The following is a 26,066-nucleotide window of genomic DNA, read 5'->3' as shown; positions in this document are numbered from 1 at the left end:
GGGCAGTCCGACGCACAAAAACTTTCAAAAGCCCGTCCCACTTTTCGAAAAAATGGTTATGGTGCGGCTCATGGACGAGACAGGCTTTTCCGAAAGTGACGGCGGGCAGACGCCGGGGTTGATGGCGGATCAGGGCGCGGTGAAACCGGCGACCGACGATGGTGCTTACCGCGTTCTTGCGCGCAAGTACCGGCCGAAGACGTTTGAGGATCTGGTCGGCCAGGAGCCGATGGTGCAGACGCTGGAAAATGCGTTTGAAACCGGGCGGATTGCGCAGGCCTGGATGCTGACCGGGGTGCGCGGTGTCGGCAAGACCACCACCGCCCGCATCCTCGCGCGGGGCCTAAACTACGAAGTGCCGGGCGTTGCCGACAAGCCGACGGTGAAGCTCACCCAGGAAGGCACGCACTGCAAGGCCATCATGGAAGGCCGCCATGTCGACGTCATCGAGATGGACGCCGCCTCCCACACCGGCATCAACGACATTCGCGAAATCATCGATGCGGCCCGCTACCGCCCGGCAACGGCGCGCTACAAGGTCTACATCATCGACGAAGTGCACATGCTTTCGAACGCCGCCTTCAACGGTCTGCTGAAGACCCTTGAAGAGCCGCCGGAGCACGTGAAGTTCATCTTCGCGACGACGGAGATCCGCAAGGTGCCGATCACGGTCCTGTCGCGCTGCCAGCGTTTCGACCTGCGCCGGATCGAACAATCCAAGCTGATCGGTCTGCTGCGCCGGATTTCCGATGCCGAGGGCATCCAGATTTCCGACGAAGCCCTGATGCTGATTGCCCGTGCGGGGGAGGGGTCGGCGCGCGATTCCCTGTCCCTGCTCGATCAGGCCATGGCCCATGGCGCCGGCGCCATCGAGGCGGAAGACCTGCGTCAGATGCTGGGTCTTGCGGACCGTGCCCGGGTGATAGACCTTTTCGGTCACATCATGGCCGGCCGGATCGAGGACGCCCTGGGCGAACTGCAGGCGCAATATGAGGTCGGTGCGGATCCGGCCATCGTGCTGACGGACCTGGCGGACTTCACGCACCTGGTCACGCGGATGAAGGTTGCGCCGAAATCGGCTGACGAAGCGTCCGTGACCGAAGCTGAACGGGCGCGCGGCCGGGAGTTTGCAGAGCAGATTTCCGTTCGGCTTCTGTCCCGCGCCTGGCAGATCCTCTTGAAGGGTGTCCAGGAAGTTCAGGCCGCGTCCAAGCCACTGGCCGCTGCGGACATGGTGTTGGTGCGCCTTGCCTATGCCGCGGACCTGCCGGATCCGGGCGACCTGATGGCACAGATCAAGAATGGCCAGAACCCGTTTGGCGGTGCGGCACCATCCGGTGGTGGCGGAGCACCTGCCGGTGGTGGCGGTGGTACATCCGCCATGGCTGTCGGCATGAACTACGCGCCCGGCAGTTCGGGCGGTGGCCCGACCATGCAGGCAAGCGCCCGTCCTCAGCTCTCGGCCATCCAGGGTGGCAGGCCTGCGCCTCAGGGAGTGCCGCAAGCCGCGCCCGAACCGCAGGCTCAGCCGGCGTATAATCTCAAGAGCCTCTACGATTGCGCCGCCCTTGCTTCCGAGAAGGGCGACATTCCGTTCAAGGTCAAGATCCAGCGCCTCATGCGACTGGTGAAATTCGAACCCGGCAAGATCGAGATCCAGCCGACGGACGACGCCCCGGCCGATATCGCCGGCGAGTTCGGCCGCAAACTGACCGAATGGACCGGACAGCGCTGGTTTGTCGTGGTTTCCCGCAATCAGGGACGCCCGACCATCCACGAGGAGCAGGAGGCCAACCAGCAGCAACTCCTGTCCGACGCGAAGTCGCACCCTACCGTTGCTGCCCTGCTGGCGCAGTTCCCGGGTGCCCGTGTTGTCGACGTGAAGGTTCAGGTCACCGAAGAAGACGACGCTGCTCTGGCCGACCCGATGGTCAGCGATCCGCTCCTGAGCGAAGCGCTCGGGGATGACGAAGACGATTGATCCGCGCTTCTTGTTCTTCTAAATGCAGTTCCCAGATAGGTAAGGTCGCGGAAATCCGCGCCATGTGAGGGTTTGGAAGGAGTCGTTCCATGGATTTCCTCAAGATGATGAAACAGGCCAAGCAAATGCAGGAGCAGATGGGCTCGCTGCAGGAGCAGATCGTTGAGATCGAGGCCGAAGGCTCGGCCGGTGGCGGCCTGGTCACCGTACGTCTCAACGGCAAGAGCGATCTGAAGTCGCTGTCGATCGATCCGTCTCTTCTGAAGGAAGAGGAAAAGGAGATCCTCGAGGATCTGCTGATTGCCGCCCACACCGAAGCCCGTGCCAAGGTCGAGCAGGCAATTCAGGAAAAGACCCAGGAACTGATGGGTGGTCTGGGCCTGCCCGCCGGCATGAAACTGCCGTTCTGATACCAACTGAAGTGCGTGGCGGCCGTAAGGGCCTCGCGCCATGCCTCGTAAGCCGGCCTCTTGGTTGCTTCCTGGAAATCAGGGGAGCGATCCGGCCGGTTTGACGCAGCAGGTCTTTCAGGTGGTCGTCAACGCGCGCTGAAGAGAAAACCATGGCACAGAAAAGTGTGGCAGGACCGGAAATCGAACGGCTGATCCAGCTCCTGGCGAAATTGCCGGGGCTTGGCCCGCGTTCGGCGCGCCGTGCCGCGCTGCATCTGATCAAGAAAAAGGATCAGCTGCTGGTACCGCTGGCGGACGCCATGGGCATTGCGGTTCGGGAAATCGGCATCTGCTCGACTTGTGGCACTGTCGATACGTCCGATCCCTGCACCATCTGTTCAGATCCGAAACGCGACCAGAGTGTTCTGGTGGTGGTCGAGGATGTTGCCGATCTGTGGGCGCTGGAACGTGCCGGCGCGGTCAATGCCCGGTATCACGTCCTGGGCGGTACCCTGTCGCCTCTCGACGGCATCGGCCCGGAGGATCTCAATCTCGCCTCGCTGATCGACCGTTGCGGGTCGGAAGGCTTTTCGGAAGTCATTCTGGCGATCAACGCCACCGTCGAGGGGCAGACAACGGCCCACTACATCATGGACCAGCTGTCCCATCTTGAGGTCAATGTCACCCGCCTCGCCCATGGGGTGCCCGTCGGCGGCGAACTGGACTATCTGGACGAAGGCACGCTGGCGCAGGCGCTGCGCGCCCGGACGCGGTTCTAGAAACACGCTGGAAACCAGGCACCTGGCACACTGCCGAAACCGACAGCCTCACTTCTCATACAAAAACGCGGCGCAAAACAGATCGCCGGGAAACCGGAAGATCTCCCGGCTCGATGTAAAACCAGCTGTCTTGCCCATCGCCAACCAGTCTTCCGGGGTTTCGGGAAAGTCGTGCGTGCTGATGTGTGCCCAGAGGTGGTCATATTCGGCGTCGGTAAGTGAACGAAACCGGTGGCGCAGTTCTTCCTGCCAGCGGTGTGTGTAATCGGCTCGTGTTTCGCCGGGCAGGCACACAGGCTCCGCGCAGACGAAGACGCCACCCGGCTTGAGCGCGTTGCGGACCGCTGACAGCATTTCCTGTTTTTGCGCGCGCTGAAGATGATGGATGGAATAACCGCACCAGATGAAGTTGGCGCTGGCCGGACGGCTCACGATGCCTTCCACCATGTCCTCTTCGGCAAGTTCCACATCATACGGCACGTCCTTCATCACCCGGGCGGCGCATTGCAGCGCCGGGCGTGACAGGTCGAGGCCCTCGTAGGTCGCGACCTTGCTGTCCTGAAGCACCGTCTGCGCAAGACTGGCGTCGCCGCAGGCCAGATCCAGAAAAGCGAAAGGCCTGTCAAAACGTCTGCCGATCTCGTCGCGCAAGAGCTGGCCGATTTCCCGGTGGTGCATTTCGTTGGCACGCACCAGCTTGTGATAGATGTTCCACTCGAACTGGAACATTTTCAGGGCTTCGGGTGCCAGCCCCTTGGTGATGTCGGTGTCGGGGGCGAAATGAAGATGCAGCATCGTGCGGTCCGAACCTGGGGTGTAAAGTACCGGCAACGAACAACCGTCTAGCAAACTCTAGTTTCAGAAGCAGAATTGCACAACATTAAGTTTAGTTTTCGGGTAGCTATCGTCCGCGGGCTTGCACATGATCGGCGCTGCACTTATGTCGAGGCGGTCGTTCACGAGAAATTTGAAGGTGTCATGTTCCAAGCTGCTTCCCGCGCCATGTCCGAGGTGTTCGAACCGCCGTTCCGGGCAATTTTCTGGAAGATGCTTGGTTTTACACTTGGCGTGCTGGTGGTCATCTGGATCGCCCTTCAGGGCGTGATCGCCGCCTTCGTCGCGCTGCCCTATGCCTGGATGGACACGGCAATTTCCGTTCTGACGGGCATTGGCGCAATATTCGTACTCGGCTTCCTGATTGCGCCTATTTCAGCGCTTTTCGCCGGCCTCTTTCAGGACGAAATCGCGGATATCGTCGACAAGAAGGACTATCCGCACGATCAGCCGGGCCGCGCACTGCCGCTGTCGCAGTCGATCGTGCAGACAATCAAGTTCACCGGCGTCGTGATTTTGGGCAACCTGTTTGCCCTGGTGCTGCTGCTTGTGCCCGGTGTCAATCTGGTCGCCTTCTTCATCGTGAACGGTTACCTGCTCGGCCGGGAATTCTTCGAATTCGCCGCCATGCGGTTTCTTCCGGCGGCCGAGGCGAAGGCATTCCGCAAGGCACGGGGCGGAACCGTTTTTCTCGGTGGTCTCATCATCGCCGGCTTGCTTGCCGTGCCGATTCTCAACCTGGTGACACCGATCTTTGCGACCATTTTCATGCTGCACCTTTTCAAGTTGCTGGCAGTGCAGCGACAGAATGTGGCGCGCGCCTGAAGACTGTCTCGCTCTTGCGGTGCGGGAGACGGCACCCTGCAATTGAGGCTGCCATGATGGCGCCACGTCACCCGACACTTGCATATCCCATGGCAATCTGACCAAGTGCCCCTCCGAACCGGAGGAGCACATGCAGGAATTGCTGACGGAAATCGCGGAAGCCGCTGCGGCCAATCCCGACAAAGGCAATGTCGCGACCTATATTCCCGAACTGGCAGGCATCGATCCCAACCAGTTCGGCATAGCCGTCGCCCTGGCCGATGGCAGGGTATTCACAGCCGGCAATGCCGATGTGCCGTTCTCCATCCAGTCCGTCTCCAAGATTTTTGCCCTTGCTCTGGCGCTCGGCCGGGTCGGAGATCAGCTCTGGTACAGGGTTGGGCGCGAACCCTCCGGGCTTTCCTTCGATTCGATCCTGCTTCTGGAGCGGGAAGATGGCATTCCCCGCAATCCGTTCATTAATGCCGGTGCGCTGGTGACGACGGATACCTATCTGGCCGGATCAACGCCACGGGAAGCTCTGGGCGAATTGCTGCGCTTTATTCGCGCCGCCTGCGACGACGACAGCATCCACATGAACGAGAAGGTCGCGAAGTCGGAACTGGCCACCGGGCACCGCAATTTCTCGCTTGCCCATTATCTGGCGTCCTACGGCAACCTGCGGGCTTCCGTCGACAAGGTGCTTGGCACCTACTGCCATCAATGCGCCATTGAAATGTCCTGCCGGCAGCTTGCGCTTGCCGGCCGCTTTCTGGTGGATGCGCCCCGGATGCCGGGCCTTGTTTCGATCGAGCGCCGGAGGCGGATCAATGCCCTCATGATGACTTGTGGCCATTACGACGGTTCGGGCGATTTCGCCTTTCGTGTCGGCATGCCGGGCAAAAGTGGTGTCGGCGGCGGCATTCTCGTGATTTCACCAAGTCGGGCGTCGATCGCCGTCTGGTCGCCGGGTCTCAACAAGTACGGCAATTCCAAGCTGGGCACGGAAGCAATGGAGCATTTTGCTCACAAAACCGGCTGGTCGGTGTTCGGCGTTCCCCACGGGGGCGAAGGGGCTCACGTTTAGGTCACTTTCTGTCACCGGATGAATTTAAACGATATAGAAGTAGTTTCCTTGCAATTAGGCCTATAGGATATTTTGACCTTTTGAAGCGTTGGCGCTATTACGCACCTAGACAACGCTTTGATTTGCTTACGTTTGCGTAAACGTAAACTGGGGTGAGGTGAGTTGAGGTTGGGTCGTTTGGCCAGAAGGCTGCGCCGGTTCGTCCGGGGTCGGAACCAGGTTCAAACGGGTCATCTTAAGCGCATTTCGCTCTAGCGTCGTACGGGAGAGGAATTCCATGTCGAACGCCGATCTGCGGGGCAACCGCCCGCTGTCGCCCCATCTTCAGATTTACAAGCCCATTCTGACGATGGTCATGTCGATTCTGCACCGCATCACTGGCGCGGCGCTCTATTTCGGCACTGTCCTGCTGGCCTGGTGGCTGATCGCCGCTGCGGCGGGCCCCAGCTACTTCGATTTCGTCAACGGCATCTACGGCTCGATCATCGGCCGTCTGATCCTGTTCGGCTTCACCTGGGCGCTTGTGCATCACATGCTCGGCGGCCTGCGCCACTTCATCTGGGACATGGGTGCGGGCTTCGGCAAGGAAGCGCGCGAGTGGCTCGCCAAGGCGACCATCATCGGGTCCGTTGCCGTCACGCTGATCCTCTGGATCATCGGCTACGCGGTTCGCTAAGGAGAGTGTCATGACAGATATGCGCACGCCCCTGAACAAGGTACGCGGCCTTGGCTCTGCCAAGGAAGGCACCGATCACTTCTGGAAGCAGCGTCTGACAGCTGTCGCCAACGTGTTCCTGATCTCGTTCTTCGTGATCTTGGTGATCGCGATGCAGGGCTCCTCCCACGGCGACGTGGTCGAGACCCTCAAGAACCCGCTCGTTTCGATCATCCTGCTCCTGGTTATCCTCTCCGGCGTCTATCACATGAAGCTCGGCATGCAGGTGATCATCGAAGACTATGTGCATGGCGAAGGCATCAAGTTCCTCACGTTGATGGCGAACACCTTCTTCTGCGCCTTTATCGGTTTCGGCTGCGTCTTCGCAGTGCTCAAGATTGGCTTTGGAGGCTGACCCGAATGGCCAAGACCTATGAATTTGTCGACCACACCTATGATGTGGTGGTCGTCGGCGCCGGTGGCGCAGGCCTGCGGGCCACGCTCGGCATGGCCGAGCAGGGCCTGAGAACGGCCTGCATCACCAAGGTGTTTCCGACCCGCTCCCACACCGTTGCTGCCCAGGGCGGCATCGCCGCGTCGCTCAAGAACATGACGCCGGACTGCTGGGAATGGCACATGTACGACACGGTGAAGGGGTCCGACTGGCTCGGTGACACCGACGCCATGGAATACCTGGCCCGTGAAGCGCCAAAGGCGGTCTACGAACTGGAACACTATGGTGTGCCGTTCTCCCGGACCGAAGACGGCCGTATCTATCAGCGCCCGTTTGGCGGTCACATGCAGAACTACGGCGAAGGCCCTCCCGTGCAACGCACTTGCGCTGCAGCCGACCGGACCGGACACGCCATCCTGCATACGCTGTACGGCCAGTCCCTGCGCAACAATGCCGAATTCTACATCGAGTATTTCGCACTCGACCTGATCATGTCCGAAGACGGCGTGTGCCAGGGCGTGATCGCGTGGAACCTCGATGACGGCACCATGCACCGCTTTGCCGCCAAGATGGTGGTTCTGGCGACCGGCGGTTACGGCCGCGCCTTCTTCTCGGCAACCTCCGCCCACACCTGCACCGGTGACGGCGGCGGCATGGTGGCCCGTGCGGGCCTGCCGCTTCAGGACATGGAATTCGTCCAATTCCACCCGACCGGTATCTACGGCTCCGGCTGCCTGATCACCGAAGGGGCGCGCGGCGAAGGCGGTTATCTGGTCAACTCCGAGGGCGAACGCTTCATGGAGCGCTACGCACCGTCGGCCAAGGACCTTGCCTCCCGTGACGTGGTCTCGCGCTGCATGACCATGGAAATCCGCGAAGGCCGCGGCGTCGGCAAGGACAAGGACCACATCTTCCTGCACCTGGATCACCTCGATCCGGCTCTGCTGGCCGAACGTCTGCCGGGCATTTCCGAAAGCGCCCGAATCTTCGCCGGCGTGGATGTGACCAAGGATCCGATCCCGGTCCTGCCGACCGTTCACTACAACATGGGCGGCATTCCGACCAACTACTGGGGCGAAGTGCTGAACGCGGACGGCAACAACCCGAACCGCATCCAGGAAGGCCTGATGGCCGTCGGTGAAGCCGGCTGTGCATCGGTTCACGGTGCCAACCGTCTCGGCTCCAACTCGCTGATCGACCTTGTGGTCTTCGGCCGCGCGGCGGCGATCAAGGCTGGTGAGGTCGTCGATCCGAAATCGGCCGTTCCGGCGCCGAGCGAAGCTTCCTGTGAAAAGATCATGGACCGCTTCGACAAGCTGCGGAACGCTTCCGGTTCCATCCCGACCGCTGATCTTCGCGACAAGATGCAGCGCGCCATGCAGGAAGACGCTGCCGTCTTCCGGACCCAGGAAAGCCTGGAGCAGGGCTGCAAGCGTCTGACCGAGATCTGGGGCGAAATGAAGGACCTCAAGGTCTCCGACCGTTCGCTGATCTGGAACTCCGATCTGGTGGAAACACTGGAGCTGGAGAACCTGATGGCCAATGCTATCACCACGGTCTACGGCGCGGAAGCCCGCAAGGAAAGCCGCGGCGCCCATGCCCGCGAGGACTACAAGGACGGTCCGTTCGCCGGTCGTGATGACGAGAACTGGCGCAAGCACACGCTCTCGTGGGTCGACGAAGCCGGCAACGTCAAGCTGGACTACCGTCCGGTGGTGCTCGATCCGCTGACCACCCTTGAAGAGGGTGGCATCGATCCGAAGAAGATCGCGCCGAAAGCGCGCGTCTACTAAGGAGACGGCACGGTGAGCCAGGTGGCAACCCTTTTGGACACGAGAAGTCCGTTCGGCACATATCCCGCCGAGCGGATGGTCCGGGCTGCCTGGCGTCTTGCCGACCGGCACGACCTTTCCAAGGGCCTGCGCAAGCGTATCCGCTCCCTGGTGGCGCGGTTCTTCAAGGGCCCCTACGACCTGGAAGCCGACGGTCTGAAGTTCCGGATCTATCCGGGTGAAAACTATGACGACCGCAAGATCCTGGCCAAGGGCCGCCTGCCGGAGCGCGAAGAACACAAGCTGATCGAACCGCATCTGGGCAAGGGCAAGGTGTTTGTCGATATCGGCGCCAACATCGGCTCCTATTCGATCTTTGCCGCCGGTCTCGGCGCGGAGGTTGTTGCGATCGAGGCCAACCCGCAGACGGCAACGAAGCTGGGCTTCAACGTACGTGCAAACGACCTGGACACCGTTACGGTGGTCAATTCAGCCGTTGGCCCGCGCGACGATACGCTGCCGCTGTGGCAGGAACCGAGCAACTGCGGCTTTGCCACCTTCGTGAAGGACCTGACCACCGGCGAATGGGCTGGCGACTGGACACCGACCTTCGTCAAGGTTCGTCCGCTGACGGCCATAGCCGACGATCAGGGCCTCACCCGGATCGATGTTTTGAAAGTTGATGTGGAAGGCTTCGAGGACCGTGTGGTCCTGCCTTTCCTGAGGCACGCGGACCGGAGCCTCTGGCCCCGCGTGATCCTGCTTGAAACCAATTGCCGGCCCTACTGGACCGAGGATTGCCTGAGTGAACTGGCAAACCGCGGCTACGGGGTAACCGGCCAGACGAATGACAACATGGTCTTTGAGCTCTCTGCCTGAGCGAAAGACGATTTGGCCCTGGACGCGAAACCAAGGGCCCAACGCGGAGCAGTAACGAGATGGTTCAGCTGACGCTTCCCCGGAACTCCCAGGTGACGGAAGGCAAGGTGTGGGACAAGCCGGAAGGCGCCACCAACCTGCGTGAATACCGCATCTATCGCTGGAACCCGGACGATGGCCGCAACCCGCGCGTCGATACCTATTTCATCAATGCGGACGATTGCGGTCCGATGGTGCTCGACGGCCTCATCTACATCAAGAACAAGATCGATCCGACACTGACCTTCCGCCGGTCCTGCCGCGAAGGTATCTGCGGGTCCTGCGCAATGAACATCGACGGCACCAATACTCTGGCCTGCACCAAGGGCATGGACGAGATTGCCGGCGACGTCGTCAAGATCTACCCGCTGCCGCACATGCCGGTGGTCAAGGACCTTGTGCCGGATCTGACCAATTTCTATGCCCAGCACCGCTCGATCGAGCCGTGGTTGAAGACAGTATCGCCAGCCCCGGAAAAGGAATGGCGCCAGTCGCATGAAGACCGGGTGAAGCTTGATGGCCTGTATGAGTGCATTCTGTGCGCCTGCTGTTCCACGTCCTGCCCGAGTTATTGGTGGAACGGCGACCGCTATCTCGGCCCGGCCGTCCTTCTGCAGGCCTATCGCTGGCTGATCGACAGCCGGGACGAGGCCACCGGCGAGCGTCTGGACAATCTGGAAGACCCCTTCCGTCTCTATCGCTGCCACACCATCATGAACTGCTCGCAAGCCTGCCCGAAGGGTCTGAACCCGGCCAAGGCGATCGCCGAGATCAAGAAGATGATGGTCGAACGCCGGGTGTAAGTTTCACGGCGCCAGAAAATCGAAAGGCCGTCCCGGGGGGCGGCCTTTTTTGTATTGGTTCCGAACGACCTTGCCACCGTCATTCCGGACAAGCGCAGTGAAGCTGCGCACCGATCCGGAATCCAGATATCAGCGTGAGCGGAGCGAACACTCTGGAAAGATAAGGCAGCGCTATTCGCGCAGCATATTTCTGGATTCCGGATCTGCGGTCGGCTGCGCCTTCCTTGTCCGGAATGACGCGGGAAAACGCTTTTGCGTTTCCCGGTGCCCTGTTCTGGTCGGGCCGAAGCTGTGCCGGGATTACCGCGTTCTCAAGAAAAGCTCCACCGGCATCACACCTTCGCCCGGCACACCAGAAGCGAGCTGTTGCACCAGCCCCTGAACCCGGGAACACGACCAAGCGTGCGGGTAAGGGCGATTTCAGCGGGTTTCAGCGGACCCCATTCGAAGGTCTTGCCGCGCAGGTGGTGGAACAGTTTCCCGTGGCGGTTGGTTTCCTCGTACCAGGGGCTGAGCATCGGCAGATAGGGCAGGCACGAGAGATAGCCGATGCCGTGCACCGACTCGATCGTGACCGCGCGGCCGATGATCTCCGACCATTCGTTCAAGGTCATGCGGACCTGGTGCTCGGCGTAGTGCAGGTGGCCCAGCTTCAGCCGGTCGAGGCGGTAAAGCTGCGGGACCACGGCTAGGATCAGTCCACCCGGCGCAATGACCTCACCACATTGACGCATCACGGATTCGATCGCCGGCCCACGGCCTGGTAGATGCTCCAGCACGTCCAGAAGGGCGATCACATCCGGTTGCCAGGGAAGGTCGTCGCGGTGTTCGGAAAGACGGGTGGCATCCAGCACGATGTCCGGTTCGAACGCCGCTTCATAATCGGCACCGCAATAGTCGAAATCCAGGCCGGTGTCGGCGAGATATTCTTTCGAAATCGAGGTCGAGCAACCGATATCGAGAATACGCGGCGGCCGACCAAGGTCTTGTGCCCAGTCCCGGATGGTGCGGGCGACAATGTCGAACTTCACCGTTCCGTACAGGTTTCTCTGGGCGTTCGCGAGCTTCTTGACCAGATACTGCGAATGGACAGTAACTTCGGATTGCTCATCATCCGCTAGGTCTGGTCTCTCTGTTCGATCCAGAGTTTGGTGCACACTGCCTCTCCTTCTGTCGCCAAGCGGTGAATGCCGGGTTCGTAGGTGTAGGTGGTCAGGTCGGCCATCAGCACGATCAGTTCGCCGAGGATCAGCTCGACCACTTCATCGGCAACGCTGCCGGAGCCGGGAATGAAATTGGCCGGGTAGCCGTCGTTGACGAGGCAGATCTGCTTGTCCGCCCCCTGTTGACCGGGAAGCTGGAAAGCCTTGATCGACGGATGAATGTCGCAGGCTGGCGACTGTTCCAGAAAATCGACGTCGATTTCGATCCGCCGGGAACTGGCGCTCGCCACCAGGCAGCCGTTGCGAAGCTGCTGCAACACGTCCCGGGTTATCGACAAGCGCCCTGCCGCCCCGACAACCAGGTCGCATTGCTCGAGATCCGTGGGATGAAGGGTCGCCGGATAACCTGACAACCTTGCTTCTGCGATTTTCAGCGGGTCGACATCGATCAGCGAGACGATGACATCCAGCCGGCGCAGGGCCTTGGCCACGCCGAACCCGATCCAGCCTGCTCCGAAGACAGCAGCGTGCCGGCCGGCCAGGGAGTTGCCGAGATCGCGCATGAGCCCGTCCAGGCACCGGGCAATGGTCTCGCCGCAACGTACCGCTTCCAGGCGCTTCAGCTCGCTGTCGGCACAGTGGAGCACAGGCACCCGCAGCCGCGTCTGCCCGGCCCGCCACACGCCTTGCTTGGTGATCTCCACCACGCCTTCGACAAGGTGCAGCTGATCTTGAAACCGCTCGTGCAGCAATTCGACGGCATAACCGCCGACTTCCTGAATGACGAGCTTCTGGTCGGAGGCCAGGCAGGCATCCAGGCTCTTCTGCAAGGCGTTGGCCAGGACCTCTTTGAATTCTGGCTCGGTCTTCGGGCACTGGACCTTGTCGCCGTATACGGCCTGCCATTTCAGCCGTGTCACATCACTGCCGGAGGAATACGGGATGCCGATGATTGCATCGAAATCCATGACCCCTTCCAGCGCATCGATCATGCGCCTTGTGTCGTCAAACAGATGCGCCACCAGCAGATACCGGTGCGCTTCACTCTTGAAGAGATCGAGCCGCTTGACCAGCGCCGGCAGATAGTCCGCACGTCGGGCATAGGCGGGCGCGGCCGCGGTAGATATGTCGCTTAATGGATGCATTGTTGGTTATTCCGAGGGTTCTGCCATTCTGGCACTGCGCCGCCGGTACGCACAAGTGCGAGTTGTGAAATAGACAGGAAAAATGAGGCAGCAATCCAACAACTTTTGAGCCACTGCACAGGAACTGCACAAACAATACTGAAAAGCCGCTCGGCCACGCCCTTTTGTGTCCTGTTCTGTCTTCAATGATCGCCCTGTTGACCGGGTGCCCGTCTGACGGGACATCCTTCTGGCAGAGGGTTGATTTGCATGACAAGCGATACTGAAAACGACACCGTTGAACAACCGCAGGAGCGACCTCAATTTTCGCAGCCCCGCTCACCCCGTGAACAGCCGGTGCGCCGAACGTCTTTTCTTGGGTCTCCTGCAGTCAAGTTCGTGATCATCGGAGTGTTGACCGTGATGCTGCTAGTGCCGAGCTTGTTCGTCTGGGTGCTGGTGGAAGAACGTGCCGAAAGGGCCCGGGATGTCGCTCAGGACATCGCCCGATCTTGGGGTGGCGTCCAGGAGATCAACGGACCGTATCTGGTTGTTCCGTTCAGCGAGACCTTCACTGTTTCCACCGGAGAAAACGCCAAGACCGAAATTCGCTGGCACACTGCCATCCTGTTTCCGGAAAAGCTGGATGTGCGTGGCGACATCTCCGTTCAGGAGCGCAGGAAATCGATCTATTCGCTGCCCGTCTATCATGGCGACGTGACATTGAAGGGCCGGTTCGCCGCAACGTCGTCCGAAAACTTTCAGCCGCAGTTCGGTGGGCAAATCGACATTGCCGGGGACAAGGCGGTTCTTGTGGTCGGCATCGGCGACATCGCAGCGCTGAAAAGCGAGGTCACACTGGTCCTGAACGACAGTGGTTCCGTGCCGTTCGAGCCTGGGCTCGGGCCACTGACCATGGAGCCGATACGGCGGTCTGTTGCCACGATCAACGCGTCCGGTATCAACGCACCTGTCGCTGCGGGTTTGTGGCGAAACGGGTTTTCTTTCGACATCCCGATGCAGCTGAACGGCTCCACCGCCTTCTATGTTGCCCCGGCCGGTCAGACGACCAGCGTATCCCTTCAATCCGACTGGCCGCATCCCGGCTTCACCGGCGCATTCCTGCCGGAAGCCCGAGAAATCGGCGATGCCGGTTTCAACGCATCCTGGACCATCCCCTATCTTGCCCGCGGCATTCCCAAACTGGTGCTCGGTCCGCAAATGCCGTTGCAAAACAAGGTTCTGGGAGTGCAATTCGTTGAACCCGTCAATTTCTATCAGACCATTTCCAGGTCGTTGAAATACGCAGTCTGCTTCATCAGTCTGACCTTCCTGGCGGTCTTCGTTCTGGAAATGCGCTCCGGATGGCGGGTCCATTGGATCCAGTATGGTCTGGTCGGACTGTCCCTGATCGTCTTCTACGTCATGCTGCTCGCCTTTGCAGAGCATGTTGGCTACGGCCTGGCCTATCTTGTGGCCGCTGCCGCCGCGACGCTGCTGAATGCGCTCTATATTGGGACTTCGCTCAAAAGCCGTCTTGCCGGAAGCGTGATGCTTGCGGTCCTGGCTGCGATATTCGGCGTGCTTTATGCGCTCATGCAGGAGCAGGACTACGCGCTCCTGATCGGTTCGATGATCGGGTTCCTGTCACTTGCCGTTACCATGTTTGCCACCCAGCGGATCGACTGGTCCGGGCAACAACAGGTTGGCACGAGGCCGCAAGCCGAAGCGGTCTGACGGTCATTCTGTCATTCCGGTATGTCGCCAATCCGATCGGCGGTGTGGCATCGCTGCGCCGCCGATTTTGCTTGGCATTTGCCGGTTGAGCGCATCGCAGCTCTAAAACGAGGCTTGCAATTCCTCCTTGAATGTTCTTATTTTGTTCTATTGAGGTGAGTGGGAGGACGTGATGTCCATTCTTGATCATATCGGTTTTGCGGTCAGCGATTTTCCGGCGTCTCGTGCGTTCTACGAAAAGGTCCTGGCGCCACTTGGCATCAAGGTGTTGATGGAAGTCACCGCTGAAATGACGGGTGGACCCGCCTATTGCGGTTTCGGCAAGGACAAGCCGGACTTCTGGATTGGCGAAGGCAAAGCCCCCGGAACACCGGTGCATGTCGCCTTTGCAGCTTCGAACCGGGCGCTCGTCGATGCCTTCTACGAGGCTGCGATCGCAGCCGGCGGCAAGGACAACGGCGCACCGGGCCTGCGGCCGCAGTACCACGAAAATTACTACGGTGCTTTCGTACTCGACCCGGATGGTCTGAATATCGAGGCGGTCTGTCACCTGCCTGAATAAGTCTTTGTTTCCTGATTTCAATTTGGAGAATAAAATGCACAAGAGCCGGCTGGGAGATCTGGTGATCGACTGTGAAGGTGGCGATATCGACCGCCATGCGGAATTCTGGGCCGGTGCGCTCGGGCGCACTGTTGAAGCTGAGCCGAAAAACCCACGCTATCGCCGTCTGATCGGCACGGAAGATGAAATCGGCATCCTGCTCCAGTCGGTCGAGCATCCCTCCCGCGTGCACCTGGATATCGAAACCGGCGATCCGGAAAAGGAAGTTGCCCGGCTTGAAGGTCTGGGCGCGACCATCGTTCAGAAACTGGACGGCTGGACAGTGATGCAGGCAACCAGCGGTCACCGGTTCTGCGTCGTCAAACCGCAGCTCGCCGGTTTTGAGGAGGCTGCCAAGACCTGGGAGGCCTGAGAACGGCCTGATCGGACATGGCTTTGGCGGTCCGAAACGAGGGGCCTCACGCCAGGCTCACGGGCATGTGCTGGTTTGGCGAGCGGAGTTGAGTTTGTCTCAGCCGCCGGGCGCGTTACCTCTTTCGGGTAGAATTCGAAATGCCTTCTCCGGTCTTCCAACCCATGAGGCGCATTTCAAAGTCGAAGACCACAGCTCGAAACCCAAGCGCGCTGGTCGTCTTTCCGGTCGGGGTTTCGCCATCATCATCAGGTTGGCGCCCCCTTAGGAAAGGTCGACCACAACCAGCTCCCTGGAGGACCTGACATGAAACGCCTGCTCCCGCTCACTTTCTTTGCCGCGCTCGTGGCGTCGATGCCACCGGGAACCGCACAGGCCGAAACCGCGGTGCTTGCCGGAGGATGCTTCTGGTGCGTTGAATCCGATCTTGAGAAACTTCCCGGCGTGCGCGATGTCGTTTCCGGCTATGCCGGCGGGGAGACCCAGAACCCTACCTACAAGGATTATGATCGTGGCGGTCACCGGGAGGTCGTCAAGGTCGATTTCGACGAGAACAAGATCAGTTACACCGAACTTGTCGGGATATTCCTGCGCACCGTCGATGTGACGGACGCCGGCGGTCAATTCTGCGACCGGGGACATGCCTATTCCACCGCCATCTATCCTCTGGACGAAACCCAGGCGAAACAGGCCAGGGCGGAAATCGCGAAGGCGGAAAAGGCACTCGGCGGCAAGATCGTAACGCCGGTCGAGGCTCCGGCCGTTTTCTGGCCCGCTGAGGACTACCATCAGGCCTATTACAAGAGCCAGGTTCGTACGCTTACCCGCTTCGGCTACGTCACCCGCGCCGACGCCTACAAGGGCTACCGGAAAGGGTGCGGTAGGGATGCGCAGGTCAAGGCCGTGTGGGGCAGCGAAGCCTTCAAGGGGTTGCCCAAGGCAGGGTCATAACATTCGAAAATGGGCCGTTTCCGCGGGGAACGGCCCAAAAGAACAGCATTTTCGTCGAATTTTCAGGCATCAATTTGCCGTAGGGTAAGGTGTACACTACATACTTTCAGTGGGCTTACGTCTGAAAGGACGCTAACATGCTGAGCTTGTTTGGAAGTCGCGTTACAGCAGAGCCGGAATTTATTTCTGAATTGAGAGCCGTCGAGACGGAAGACCGCCTTCGAAGATCCACCGCCGCCATGCTGGAAGCAGCAGGGTTGGAGATCTGTGACACCAACACACCGACCGAATTTGCGGCAGCTGCCACCGTGTCGATCATGAAGCTCGTGCTGAAAGTGGTCGAGCGCGACTTTGACGAACTGTGCTTCGAAAACCGATTTGTCACCGGCCTGTTCGGGTTCCTGATTGCCCATAACCTGACGCGCCGCACCAATGCTGATCTTGGTGTCGTGCTGGGTATTGCGGGTCTGGACCTCTTCTCGCATGAGGAAATCGAACAGATCTACAAGCTCGGCTCGTCCTACAGGCGTCTGCGCCAGCACCGGAACATGCATCTGGCGCTCAGGGACATCATCGACAGTTTCCTGTCCCATCCTGATGAAGAAACCTTGTCGGATCTTGCCGGGGTTTATCAACTCTGCCTGCAGCAGGACGGTTGACCGGATTTCATCGGCAACCATCGTGGCGGTCATACGCCGGCTTCAAATGCCTCGACCAGCTCGAGGAACGCCTCGCCGTATTTTTCAAGTTTGGACTGCCCGACACCGGAAACGGCCAGCAGCGCATCTTCGGTCACCGGGCGCGCAGCGGATATCCCGGCCAGCGTCGCATCCGTGAACACTACATAGGGCGGTACGCCCTGATCGCGGGCAATCTGGGTCCGCAGCCTGCGCAAGCGTTCAAACAGCAGCCTGTCTTCATGGTCCAGTTCATCGGCGATGGAGGCCGTACGTGAAGAACTCGTCCGTTTCAGGCCTGCCGCGCTCCGGTCCTTGCGCAAGGCGAGCTTCTCGTCACCGCGCAGGACGCTCCGGGCCTTTTCCGTCAGAACAAGAGCACCGAACTGGGCATGGTCGACATCGACGTAGCCTGCGGCGACAAGCTGACGGGCAATCGACTGCCAGGTCTTCTGCGGCACGTCCTGAGCAATTCCGAAAACCGACAGCGTGTCATGGCCGAAGCGGGTGCTTTTCTCGTTGGTCTTGCCCAGAAGCACATCTATGACATGCGCCGTGCCGAAACGTTGACCAGTACGATAGATCGCCGACATCAGCTTTTGGGCAGCTTCCGTGCCGTCCCAGGTCTCCACCGGGGACAGGCAGGTGTCGCAGTTGCCACAGGGTTTGGGGTAGGTCTCGCCGAAATGGGCTAGCAGGGCCTGACGACGGCAACCGGCCGTTTCACAAATGCCGAGAAGCGCGTTCAGCTTGGCATTTTCCGCGCGCTTGACCTCTTCGGGCGCATCGCCCTCGGCAATCATGCGCCGGCGCTGCACCAGATCGGCCATGCCGTAAGCCATGAAGGCTTCGGAGGGAGCGCCGTCGCGGCCTGCACGGCCGGTTTCCTGGTAATAGGCCTCGACCGAAGAGGGCAGATCCAGATGCGCGACATAGCGCACATCCGGCTTGTCGATACCCATGCCGAAGGCAACCGTCGCCACCAGGCACAGCCCTTCTTCCAGCAGAAACGCATCCTGGTTGGCGGAGCGCTGTTCCGCGGGCAATCCGGCATGATAGGGCAGGGCCCTGATGCCTTTAGAGGTCAGCCATTCGGCGATATCCTCAACCTTTGCCCGCGACAGGCAATAGACGATGCCACTCTCGCCGGAGTGCTTCTTCAGGAAATCCAGCAGCTGCTGGCGCTGGTTGGTGCGCTCGACAATCTCGTAGCGGATGTTGGGCCGGTCGAAGCTGGTGGAAAAGACGGCGGCGTCTTCCAGCTGCAGGCGGGCCAGAATGTCTTTTTGGGTGTGCGGGTCGGCAGTCGCGGTCAACGCCACACGCGGGACGCCCGGATAGCGGTCGCGCAGACAGGACAGCGACATGTACTCCGGACGGAAGTCATGTCCCCACTGGCTGACGCAATGCGCTTCATCGATGGCAAAAAGGGCAATCTGCAGCGTGTCCAGGAACTTGCGGAAGCTCTCGGTGCCCAGCCGCTCCGGTGTCACGTAGAGTAGGTCGATTTCACCGCGGCGCAGGGCACTGCGAATGCCGTCCTGTTCTTCCGGTGACAGCGTGGAATTGAGGGCCGCGGCCTGAACGCCAGCGGCGCGAAGCGCACCGACCTGGTCTTTCATCAGCGCGATCAGCGGCGAGACGACAATGCCGACCCCACGCCGGCACAGCGCCGGGATCTGGTAACAGAGCGACTTGCCTGCGCCGGTGGGAAACAGAACGACAGCGTCGTTGCCGTCCACAAGCGTTTCGATCACCGCCTGCTGCTTGCCTCTGAAGCTGCTGTAGCCGAAAACCTTCTGCAGAACCGCAAGCGGCTTCGGCTCCGGACGCACGGTCGGAGCAACGGCATGCTGCACTGGAATGACTTCCTCCGCGGCAACAGCGGGCGAAACGGGCATGGGTGAGACGGGTCCTTTGATTCTCCCGCACAATGTCTTATTCGCGAAAGAAGGGCAATGAAGGCGGAACCGCGCCTGTGGATGACGTGCAGGCCCTGGTCAGAGCATCAAAAAATCAGATGCTTAGGAGACGCGTGGAGGCGGTGCGTTGGCACCTAGAACTCCGCGTCCGGATCCGTCGCCAGCGTTTCGGCGCAGTGAATGCGCATCTGTTCGGTCAGATCGCCAAGGTCGCCTTCAAGTTTTTCCGGCCGGATCGGCTTGCCGAAATGCACGTTGAACTTGGCATGTTCCTTGTTGAGCAATTCGTTGAAGACCGTCATGTCGCGCAATTCGGTAGACACTCTCGCAAGGAAATAGAACAGACCGGAATTGCGCCCGCCCATGTGCATGGGAATGATCGGGGCCTTGTTCTTGCGTGCCAGCGCCAGGGCTGACGTCATCCAGGGCCGTTCTGTCAGCTTGCCGTCGTGCCAATAGGCCAGGCGCCCGGAGGGAAACAGCACCACCACCCGCTCCTTGGCAAAGGCGGAGGAGGCGAGCTTGATCGTTTCCTTGGATTTTTCGCGGGTCTTGAAGTCAGCACGCCATTCGACCGGAATGATCATGTCGGCAAGGCGCGGGTTGATGCGGATGGCATCGCGGTTGGCAAAGATCGCTAGATCGTTCCGGCGGGACTTGATCGCATCATAAAGGACGATGCCGTCGGCAATGCCGGTCGGGTGGTTGGACACCAGAACGACGGGGCCTTCCTGCGGAACCCGTTCAAGGCCAAGCGTGGTGACGTCAAGCGACAGCAATCCGCTCAAATGGGCAAAAACCTCCAGCGCTTCCATCTGCGCAATGGTGTCGGCCATTTCGACGGCGGACTTGTAGCGAAGGATCTTGTGAGCGAAGGGTCTGATGAAGGGCCACCACGGGCTGGCCATCACCAGCTTGCCCCGTTCGGCAATCAGAAGGTCGACGATATGCTGCTCAGAAATCTGCCTCTGTGCCGCGGCCTGACGGCGCGTCGGCAAGGTGTCTGTCGTCTGGTCGGTCGTCCGCACAATGCACCTCTGCCCACGAGATTACTGCCTCACTCCGATGCATCGTTAACGAAATCAGCCTCTTGGTGCAAATGATCGTTGTACGAATTTCAGGATCGGAATCCGCCCATCGGCGGCTCAGCTCCATAGGGAACTGGTGAAAATTGCCAGCGATGTCAAGAAGGAGGCTGCCCAGGCAAGCGAGCGCGGCGAGGCGCGGTCGGCCCAGTAGCAGCCGATATAAATGATCCTCAGTAACACGAAAAGCACGGCGAGCCTGTCGATCCAGTGAGGGTCGCCACCCTGGTTGAGGCCAACGAAAACGGCAACCGCAAACAGGGGAAATGCCTCGAAGCCATTCGCCTGTGCCCCCTGTGCGCGAGCGCGAAAACCGTCTCGCCAATAGTCCGGGTCACGTGGGCGGGCGTTGTCGAAGGACTTGTCCAGTTTTGCCGGAAAGACGGAAAGCAGCGGCAGGATGGCGGCGGCAAGGACACACCAGAAGGCGACGGGCATGTGGGCTCCTCAGGAACGTGTTGCAGGTCTTGCGCGAATACCCGGAATGAGGCTGCAGCGGGGCACCGGGCTGCACGCGAGCGTTTGTGCGCATATCTATCAGGCTCGTGGAAGATATCCTCATGATTTTCGATGTTGCCCCGGGTTTGTCATAAAGTCTTCCCGTCCCGGCGCTAGGGGGAGGCCGCCCATGGCGTGATTGGCATGGGCTGCAGCCGCGAAGGAATGCCCCTTGTCGAAAACAACTGTTCTGTTCGTCTGTCCGGACAACAGCCTGCTGTCGCCCCTGGCCGAAGCCTATCTGAATTTTCGGGCAGGTGGTCTGATGCGGGCGTTCTCCGCAGGTGTGGCTCCTTCCCAGGAACTGAGCCGGCATGTGCGCCGGATACTGTCGGCACGGGGCATTGATGCCAAAGGGCTTGCGCCCAAGCCGATCGACATTTTCCTGATGCCGCATGCTGAAATTCCCGACAGGGTCGTCTATCTCGCTGACCAGGCGCCGGTGGCCTTGCCGCCGCAGTGGAAGACCACGACATAGAGTCATTGGTGGAACATTGCCGCAAAACCGCCTTTTCCGGATGGTTTTGGTGCCTGCGCCACTTATTTCGAGAAGATTGCGGAGGCGATCGACAGGCTTGTGGAGCCGCCAAAAACAGCAGGCAAGGCCGTCTCGAACCGGGTTGCCTGAGCGATCAGAAAACGGTCGATTCTCAGGATTTTGGATTTTCGACAAATTGTGGGCTAAGAGTTGCTCCCATATTGGGACGAAGGTGAGGGATTGATTCGTCATGATGCGCGCGGGAAAGTTTGTTTTGATCGTCGGCCTGGTGGTCCTGGCAGCTGGTTGCCAGAGATTGTCCGGAGGCCGGAATTATGCCGAACCGCTGCCGGCGACCCCGACTACACCCGTAGGCTCGGGACAGCTTGCACCGCTTGATCCCAACGCGCCGGCTGGCGGTCTCAACGATCCGTCGGCTCAGCCGACCGACCTGGCCAGCAACCCGGTTGCAGCGCCTGCCGATGCCAAGGAAGTTGGCCGGACAGACCTTCTGGGTGGCTGGAAAATCACCTCCGCTGGCGACAACTGCATGGCCTTCATGACGCTGACAACATGGTCCGGCGGCTACCGTGCAAATACCAGAGGTTGTGCTTCGCCTGTACTGTCCGGGATCTCTGCATGGGACCTGAGCGGCAATCAGGTGGTTCTGAAGGACGGCGCCGGCCTGATCGTTGCACAGCTTTACTCCAGCGCTTCCGGCCAGTTCAACGGTCAGACCTCTACCGGATCGCCGATCTCGCTGTACCGTTAAGGCCCCTCCGTATTTATGCTGGACAGCTCGCGCTATAGGTGTATATTTGCATAGCTACCGGAAAGGCTGTGCAAATGTCAAAATATGAACCACTGCGGGAACACTTGGCACGACTGGAAGATGTTGTCTGGGCGGCCAAGCTGAACGAAGTCGAAGATATCATAGGCTCGTCGCTGCCCAAGAGCGCCCGGGAACACCGGACATGGTGGGCAAATTCCGGCGGCAGTCTCGTTCACCAGAACGCCTGGCTTGATGCCGGCTGGCGGGTAGAGCGAACCGATCTCATGCGCGATGTCATCGTCTTCCGCCGGTTGCGCATCGGCGGAACCGTGGCCGGGGTGTCCGCCCGTATGGATCGGACCGCCAAGAATCCGCAAAAAACTGCAGAAAAGCGGCTCACCAAGGAAATGGCGGCCCTTCGTCAGCCTGCAACCGTAACGTTGCGCTCCGAATGGACCACGCTTGGCGATGTCCAGCGCACGCCCTGTTCCAATTCCATCATTCCGCAGGAAGGCGGCGTTGTGCGCTTCGCGGCCATGGAAGGCGACGAAGTCGTCACTGCCATCGTCGCAACCTTGTCGGTTCACAAGGCCTATCGCAGCCTGCGCATGGCGATGAAGGGTCTGGACGACGATACCGGCAGCCGCGTCGGTACGGAGCTGTTCAAGAAAGCCGGTTTCGATGCCGCCGCACCAATCGAATGCGATGTCGTCAAGTCCGGCAATGCCTGGCTGCTGACCGACGGTCGTGGCCGCAAGGCCAATCTGGACGACCAGTCCGAGTGTTATCTGGTTGCCCAGCTGCTCTATCTTCAGGAAGTCCAGAACGGTCGCAAGACGGCCCTTTACCTGCGCTAAGTGTTGTCTGAGTGCTTTTTGCGCTCAGCCGGGCACAGGCATGATGGCCGGGTCCAGTCAGGCCGAGCCGTTTGGGCGTTCATGATTGCGTTCCTCCCGCACAGGACCCCTCCCTGTGCCCTGCGCCCGTAACCCTCCCACCGGTTGCGGGCGCTGTTTGTTCAGAGGGCGTGCTGCCTTCCTGTTTCGAGTTCCTCAAGGCTTGGCCTGTGTTTTTCTGCCCATTATCAGTGAATTGCGAACCGGGCTGCTGGGTGCGGTGTTCCGTCAATGGGGGCAGTGATGGCGGGGCCGGAAGGAGCGTCATCGCTGGATCAGTCGCATACCTTCCCCTGAGAGCACGCCTTCGATGAAGGATGTCTTGCCGGTATTGTATATTTCCCAGTCGGGGGTCGAACCGGCCATGAGGGCAAGGTCCCGTTTCAGGGCGGCATAGCGCCCGGCAAGGCTGGCATCGCCGCGCAAGGCGTCGCGAAACTGGCGCCGCTTATCAGGTGAGGGGCAATCGGATGCACACAGACACAGCCGATGCGCGATAATCAGCTCGTGATTTTCCCTCTCCTTCGACCGGGGACCTGGTCCGGCTGGCCGGGTCATTTGCACTTCGTCTTCCCGAAAGCGGGCGCCGAGATCATGGTAGCCATACAGCAGGAGATCGTTGCTGAGTGCAGCCGGTGAAAATCCGGAAGCCAGCGTTACATCGATATGAAGTTTGGGTTTGGCAATCAGCCCAGGGACGGCCGTGGACCCGACATGGTCCAGGCGCAGGGCCCTTGCTCCCAGAAGATGTCCGAGGTCGTCGATCAGCAGGTCAGCCTGGCGAAACCAGTCCGGATTATGTGGGAGCAACGGAATGGACATGAGGTCTGAAATCCTTAAATTTCAAACGGTTGAAAAACAAATCCGTAAGAATGTGTGATCGTATGCAACCATATCATGACTTGCATCTGCGACGTTTTGACCTTATTCCGCCGTGCAAATAGATACGTCCAAGACCCCATGAATTCTCATGGAGGGAGCAGCACCCTTGAAGATGGAACTGCCGGTCAACCGCGCCCTGAGCGCCCGCTACGACGCGCTCATCGCGTCGGGTGAGATCAAGGAAGACCCCGTGCAACGGGAGGCGGTGCGCCAGCTCGATCTCCTGAACACCCGTCTTGCCGAAACCCGCCTGGCCTCCAAGAAAAGTTCACTTGGCTGGCTGTTCGCCAACAAGAAGAACCAGCTCTGGGCCTCCGTACAGGGGCTTTACATGTGGGGCGGTGTCGGGCGCGGCAAGACGATGCTGATGGACCTCTTTTACGAGGTAACGGTCATCCGCCGCAAAAGGCGTGTGCATTTCCACGAGTTCATGACCGATGTGCACGAGCGCATTCATGCCCACCGCCAGGCGCACAAGCGCGGCGAGGTCAAGGGTGACGATCCGATCCCGCCCGTGGCGAGCCAGATTGCCGAAGAAACGCGGCTGCTGCTGTTTGATGAGTTCTCGGTGACCGACATTGCCGATGCCATGATCCTCGGCCGCCTGTTCACCCAGCTTTTCGAGCGCGGCGTCATCGTTGTCGCCACGTCCAACGTCGAGCCGTCTCTCCTCTACAAGGACGGGCTTAACCGCCAGCTGTTCCTACCCTTCATCAAGATGCTGACCTCCAAGGTGGAAGTGCTGCATCTGGACAGTCCGACGGATTACCGGCTGGAGAAGCTTGCTGGTGCGCCGGTCTATGTCACGCCTCTTGGCGAGAGTGCAAACGCCCAGATGGATGAGCTCTTTGCCAAGCTGACGCACGGCATGACACCGCATTCCGAAGAGCTGGAGAACAAGGGCCGCAAGATTGCCGTTCCCTGTGTTGCGGCGGGAGCGGCCAGGTTCACCTTCGACGACCTGTGCATGCAGCCGTTGGGGGCGAGTGATTATCTGCGCATCGCTCATGCCTTCGGCACGGTGTTTCTGGACAACGTGCCCGTGCTGTCCAAGGCGCGGCGCAACGAAGCCAAGCGCTTCATCAATCTGATCGATACGCTTTACGATAACGGCATCAAGCTGGTGGTATCGGCTGAGGCCGAGCCGCAGGATCTTTACGTCGGCGAGGACGGCACGGAAGCCTTCGAATTCGACCGGACTGCCTCCCGGTTGATCGAGATGCGGTCCGAGGCGTACCTTGCGGGAGAAAGACGACAAGTACACGCATAGGTCTGCATTCCCTATAGGTGAATTATGCAGACGGGAAGATCTGAGAAAATTTGTCCGGCATCGCGCAATATTCTTTTGGCGAGGTTGCGCGGGCGGATCAAAGGGAGTAGTGCCATCCTCAGTCATCAGAGGATGGCATGGAGTTCCATCTTACGTAAAGGGAAACTTTCGAAATGGCGCGGAACAAGATTGCCTTGATCGGCTCTGGTCAGATCGGCGGCACGCTCGCACATCTGGCAGGTTTGAAGGAACTGGGAGACATCGTGCTCTTCGACATCGCGGAAGGTGTTCCGCAGGGTAAGGCACTCGACCTGGCCGAGTCCTCCCCGGTCGATGGCTTCGATGCCAAAATGGCGGGTGCCAACAGCTACGAAGCCATCGAAGGCTCGGACGTTGTCATCGTTACCGCCGGTGTTCCGCGTAAACCCGGCATGAGCCGCGACGACCTTCTGGAAATCAACCTGAAGGTTATGGAGCAGGTTGGCGCCGGCATCGCAAAGTATGCCCCGAACGCATTCGTCATCTGCATCACCAACCCGCTCGACGCGATGGTCTGGGCCCTGCAGAAGTTCTCCGGTCTGCCGAAGAACAAGGTCGTCGGCATGGCAGGCGTATTGGATAGCGCCCGTTTCCGTTACTTCCTGGCAGACGAGTTCAACGTCTCCATCGAAGATGTGACCGCATTCGTTCTCGGCGGCCACGGCGACACCATGGTGCCGCTGACCCGCTACTCCACCGTCGCCGGCATCCCGCTCACCGATCTGGTCAAGATGGGCTGGTGCACTGCCGAGCGTCTGGAAGAAATCGTCCAGCGCACTCGTGACGGCGGCGCGGAGATCGTTGGCCTCCTGAAGACCGGCTCCGCTTTCTACGCTCCGGCGGCTTCCGCCATCGCAATGGCCGAAAGCTACCTGAAGGACAAGAAGCGCGTTCTGCCGTGTGCTGCTGCTCTCGACGGCCAGTACGGCCTGAAGGACACCTATGTGGGCGTTCCGGTCGTGATCGGCGCCGATGGCGTCGAGCGCATCATCGAGATCGACCTGCAGGGCGACGAAAAGGCCAACTTCGACAAGTCTGTCGCGTCTGTCGACGGTCTGGTCGAGGCCTGCAAGAAAATTCAGCCGGCGCTCGCCTGAACCGGGCCCGCCTAAGGGAATT

At 60.0% G+C, this 26,066-nt stretch carries 27 protein-coding genes; 20 read left to right on the top strand and 7 right to left on the bottom strand.

Annotated elements, in window-relative coordinates; all coding sequences use genetic code 11:
• Window positions 1-121 precede the first annotated feature (121 nt).
• From HEP89_RS05885 to recR, 3 genes are all read left to right on the top strand, one after another.
• Window positions 122-1,981 (top strand): DNA polymerase III subunit gamma/tau, encoded by a 1,860-nt coding sequence (locus HEP89_RS05885; RefSeq protein WP_209014492.1) that lies wholly within the window; start codon window positions 122-124, stop codon window positions 1,979-1,981.
• A gap of 89 nt (window positions 1,982-2,070) precedes the next feature.
• The gene (locus HEP89_RS05880; RefSeq protein ID WP_006935456.1) at window positions 2,071-2,391 is read left to right on the top strand and encodes a YbaB/EbfC family nucleoid-associated protein; all 321 of its coding nucleotides are present in this window, start codon (window positions 2,071-2,073) and stop codon (window positions 2,389-2,391) included.
• A 152-nt stretch (window positions 2,392-2,543) separates the two neighbouring features.
• Window positions 2,544-3,152 (top strand): recombination mediator RecR, encoded by a 609-nt coding sequence (gene recR, locus HEP89_RS05875; protein ID WP_022999043.1) that lies wholly within the window; start codon window positions 2,544-2,546, stop codon window positions 3,150-3,152.
• Window positions 3,153-3,200: 48 nt separating this feature from the next.
• On the opposite strand, the gene HEP89_RS05870 is transcribed toward recR, so the two are convergent.
• Entirely contained in the window at window positions 3,201-3,947 is a 747-nt protein-coding gene (locus HEP89_RS05870) for a class I SAM-dependent methyltransferase (RefSeq protein WP_168691526.1), read from the bottom strand.
• Window positions 3,948-4,130: 183 nt separating this feature from the next.
• Here HEP89_RS05870 and HEP89_RS05865 point away from each other — a divergent pair, with 183 nt between their 5' ends.
• The 7 genes from HEP89_RS05865 to HEP89_RS05835 all read left to right on the top strand — a co-directional run bounded on the left by HEP89_RS05865 (window position 4,131) and on the right by HEP89_RS05835 (window position 10,479).
• On the top strand, window positions 4,131-4,811 hold the full coding sequence (locus HEP89_RS05865) for a sulfate transporter family protein (protein WP_168691525.1): 681 nt from the start codon (window positions 4,131-4,133) through the stop codon (window positions 4,809-4,811).
• Between the two features lie 130 nt (window positions 4,812-4,941).
• Window positions 4,942-5,877: a glutaminase gene (locus tag HEP89_RS05860; RefSeq protein WP_022999040.1), complete on the top strand. Its 936-nt coding sequence runs from the start codon at window positions 4,942-4,944 to the stop codon at window positions 5,875-5,877.
• Window positions 5,878-6,154: 277 nt separating this feature from the next.
• Window positions 6,155-6,553 (top strand): succinate dehydrogenase, cytochrome b556 subunit, encoded by a 399-nt coding sequence (gene sdhC / locus HEP89_RS05855; RefSeq protein WP_055657171.1) that lies wholly within the window; start codon window positions 6,155-6,157, stop codon window positions 6,551-6,553.
• A 10-nt stretch (window positions 6,554-6,563) separates the two neighbouring features.
• On the top strand, window positions 6,564-6,947 hold the full coding sequence (sdhD, locus tag HEP89_RS05850; protein WP_022999038.1) for a succinate dehydrogenase, hydrophobic membrane anchor protein: 384 nt from the start codon (window positions 6,564-6,566) through the stop codon (window positions 6,945-6,947).
• 5 nt (window positions 6,948-6,952) lie between these two features.
• The gene (gene sdhA, locus HEP89_RS05845) at window positions 6,953-8,779 is read left to right on the top strand and encodes a succinate dehydrogenase flavoprotein subunit (RefSeq protein WP_055657173.1); all 1,827 of its coding nucleotides are present in this window, start codon (window positions 6,953-6,955) and stop codon (window positions 8,777-8,779) included.
• A gap of 12 nt (window positions 8,780-8,791) precedes the next feature.
• Window positions 8,792-9,637 (top strand): FkbM family methyltransferase, encoded by an 846-nt coding sequence (locus HEP89_RS05840; protein ID WP_031268686.1) that lies wholly within the window; start codon window positions 8,792-8,794, stop codon window positions 9,635-9,637.
• A gap of 59 nt (window positions 9,638-9,696) precedes the next feature.
• Window positions 9,697-10,479 (top strand): succinate dehydrogenase iron-sulfur subunit, encoded by a 783-nt coding sequence (locus HEP89_RS05835; RefSeq protein WP_031268685.1) that lies wholly within the window; start codon window positions 9,697-9,699, stop codon window positions 10,477-10,479.
• 332 nt (window positions 10,480-10,811) lie between these two features.
• On the opposite strand, the gene HEP89_RS05830 is transcribed toward HEP89_RS05835, so the two are convergent.
• Together HEP89_RS05830 and HEP89_RS05825 are read right to left on the bottom strand one after the other, a co-directional pair.
• Window positions 10,812-11,636, bottom strand: a complete 825-nt coding sequence (locus tag HEP89_RS05830) for a methyltransferase domain-containing protein (protein ID WP_208997790.1) — start codon at window positions 11,634-11,636, stop codon at window positions 10,812-10,814.
• The gene (locus HEP89_RS05825; protein ID WP_077291008.1) at window positions 11,597-12,787 is read right to left on the bottom strand and encodes an S-adenosylhomocysteine hydrolase; all 1,191 of its coding nucleotides are present in this window, start codon (window positions 12,785-12,787) and stop codon (window positions 11,597-11,599) included. Before HEP89_RS05825 ends, HEP89_RS05830 begins: the two co-directional genes overlap by 40 nt.
• Before the next feature lie 249 nt (window positions 12,788-13,036).
• Here HEP89_RS05825 and creD point away from each other — a divergent pair, with 249 nt between their 5' ends.
• From creD to HEP89_RS05800, 5 genes are all read left to right on the top strand, one after another.
• On the top strand, window positions 13,037-14,503 hold the full coding sequence (creD, locus tag HEP89_RS05820; RefSeq protein WP_077291007.1) for a cell envelope integrity protein CreD: 1,467 nt from the start codon (window positions 13,037-13,039) through the stop codon (window positions 14,501-14,503).
• 178 nt (window positions 14,504-14,681) lie between these two features.
• On the top strand, window positions 14,682-15,065 hold the full coding sequence (locus HEP89_RS05815) for a VOC family protein (RefSeq protein ID WP_077293203.1): 384 nt from the start codon (window positions 14,682-14,684) through the stop codon (window positions 15,063-15,065).
• Window positions 15,066-15,099: 34 nt separating this feature from the next.
• Complete coding sequence (locus HEP89_RS05810; protein WP_077291006.1) at window positions 15,100-15,477, top strand: VOC family protein; 378 nt, start codon at window positions 15,100-15,102, stop codon at window positions 15,475-15,477.
• 354 nt (window positions 15,478-15,831) lie between these two features.
• The gene (gene msrA / locus HEP89_RS05805; RefSeq protein ID WP_208997854.1) at window positions 15,832-16,428 is read left to right on the top strand and encodes a peptide-methionine (S)-S-oxide reductase MsrA; all 597 of its coding nucleotides are present in this window, start codon (window positions 15,832-15,834) and stop codon (window positions 16,426-16,428) included.
• A gap of 137 nt (window positions 16,429-16,565) precedes the next feature.
• The gene (locus HEP89_RS05800) at window positions 16,566-17,087 is read left to right on the top strand and encodes a hypothetical protein (RefSeq protein WP_022999027.1); all 522 of its coding nucleotides are present in this window, start codon (window positions 16,566-16,568) and stop codon (window positions 17,085-17,087) included.
• Between the two features lie 29 nt (window positions 17,088-17,116).
• Here the strand turns inward: HEP89_RS05800 and recQ are convergent, their stop codons facing one another.
• From recQ to HEP89_RS05785, 3 genes are all read right to left on the bottom strand, one after another.
• Window positions 17,117-19,006, bottom strand: coding sequence for a DNA helicase RecQ (gene recQ / locus HEP89_RS05795; RefSeq protein ID WP_168691524.1), 1,890 nt, complete (start codon window positions 19,004-19,006; stop codon window positions 17,117-17,119).
• Window positions 19,007-19,161: 155 nt separating this feature from the next.
• Entirely contained in the window at window positions 19,162-20,055 is an 894-nt protein-coding gene (locus HEP89_RS05790; RefSeq protein WP_022999025.1) for a 1-acyl-sn-glycerol-3-phosphate acyltransferase, read from the bottom strand.
• A 117-nt stretch (window positions 20,056-20,172) separates the two neighbouring features.
• Entirely contained in the window at window positions 20,173-20,550 is a 378-nt protein-coding gene (locus HEP89_RS05785) for an MAPEG family protein (protein ID WP_022999024.1), read from the bottom strand.
• 232 nt (window positions 20,551-20,782) lie between these two features.
• Here HEP89_RS05785 and HEP89_RS29725 point away from each other — a divergent pair, with 232 nt between their 5' ends.
• The 3 genes from HEP89_RS29725 (at window position 20,783) to HEP89_RS05770 (ending at window position 22,717) form a co-directional block, all read left to right on the top strand.
• Entirely contained in the window at window positions 20,783-21,088 is a 306-nt protein-coding gene (locus tag HEP89_RS29725) for a hypothetical protein (protein WP_209014462.1), read from the top strand.
• A 250-nt stretch (window positions 21,089-21,338) separates the two neighbouring features.
• Window positions 21,339-21,860 (top strand): protease inhibitor Inh/omp19 family protein, encoded by a 522-nt coding sequence (locus HEP89_RS05775; RefSeq protein WP_077291003.1) that lies wholly within the window; start codon window positions 21,339-21,341, stop codon window positions 21,858-21,860.
• Between the two features lie 74 nt (window positions 21,861-21,934).
• Window positions 21,935-22,717 carry a hypothetical protein gene (locus HEP89_RS05770; protein WP_022999021.1) on the top strand — a complete coding sequence of 261 codons (783 nt, stop codon included), beginning with the start codon at window positions 21,935-21,937 and terminating at the stop codon, window positions 22,715-22,717.
• A 303-nt stretch (window positions 22,718-23,020) separates the two neighbouring features.
• On the opposite strand, the gene HEP89_RS05765 is transcribed toward HEP89_RS05770, so the two are convergent.
• Window positions 23,021-23,578 (bottom strand): GrpB family protein, encoded by a 558-nt coding sequence (locus HEP89_RS05765; protein WP_077291002.1) that lies wholly within the window; start codon window positions 23,576-23,578, stop codon window positions 23,021-23,023.
• A gap of 172 nt (window positions 23,579-23,750) precedes the next feature.
• Here HEP89_RS05765 and zapE point away from each other — a divergent pair, with 172 nt between their 5' ends.
• Window positions 23,751-24,908: a cell division protein ZapE gene (zapE, locus tag HEP89_RS05760; RefSeq protein ID WP_031268680.1), complete on the top strand. Its 1,158-nt coding sequence runs from the start codon at window positions 23,751-23,753 to the stop codon at window positions 24,906-24,908.
• Window positions 24,909-25,081: 173 nt separating this feature from the next.
• Entirely contained in the window at window positions 25,082-26,044 is a 963-nt protein-coding gene (gene mdh, locus HEP89_RS05755; protein WP_022999018.1) for a malate dehydrogenase, read from the top strand.
• The last annotated feature ends 22 nt before the right edge of the window (window positions 26,045-26,066 follow it).

The sequence above is a fragment of the Labrenzia sp. 5N genome (assembly GCF_012395805.1).
GTDB lineage: Bacteria > Pseudomonadota > Alphaproteobacteria > Rhizobiales > Stappiaceae > Roseibium > Roseibium algicola.
This window is presented reverse-complemented; position numbering and strand designations above follow the sequence as displayed.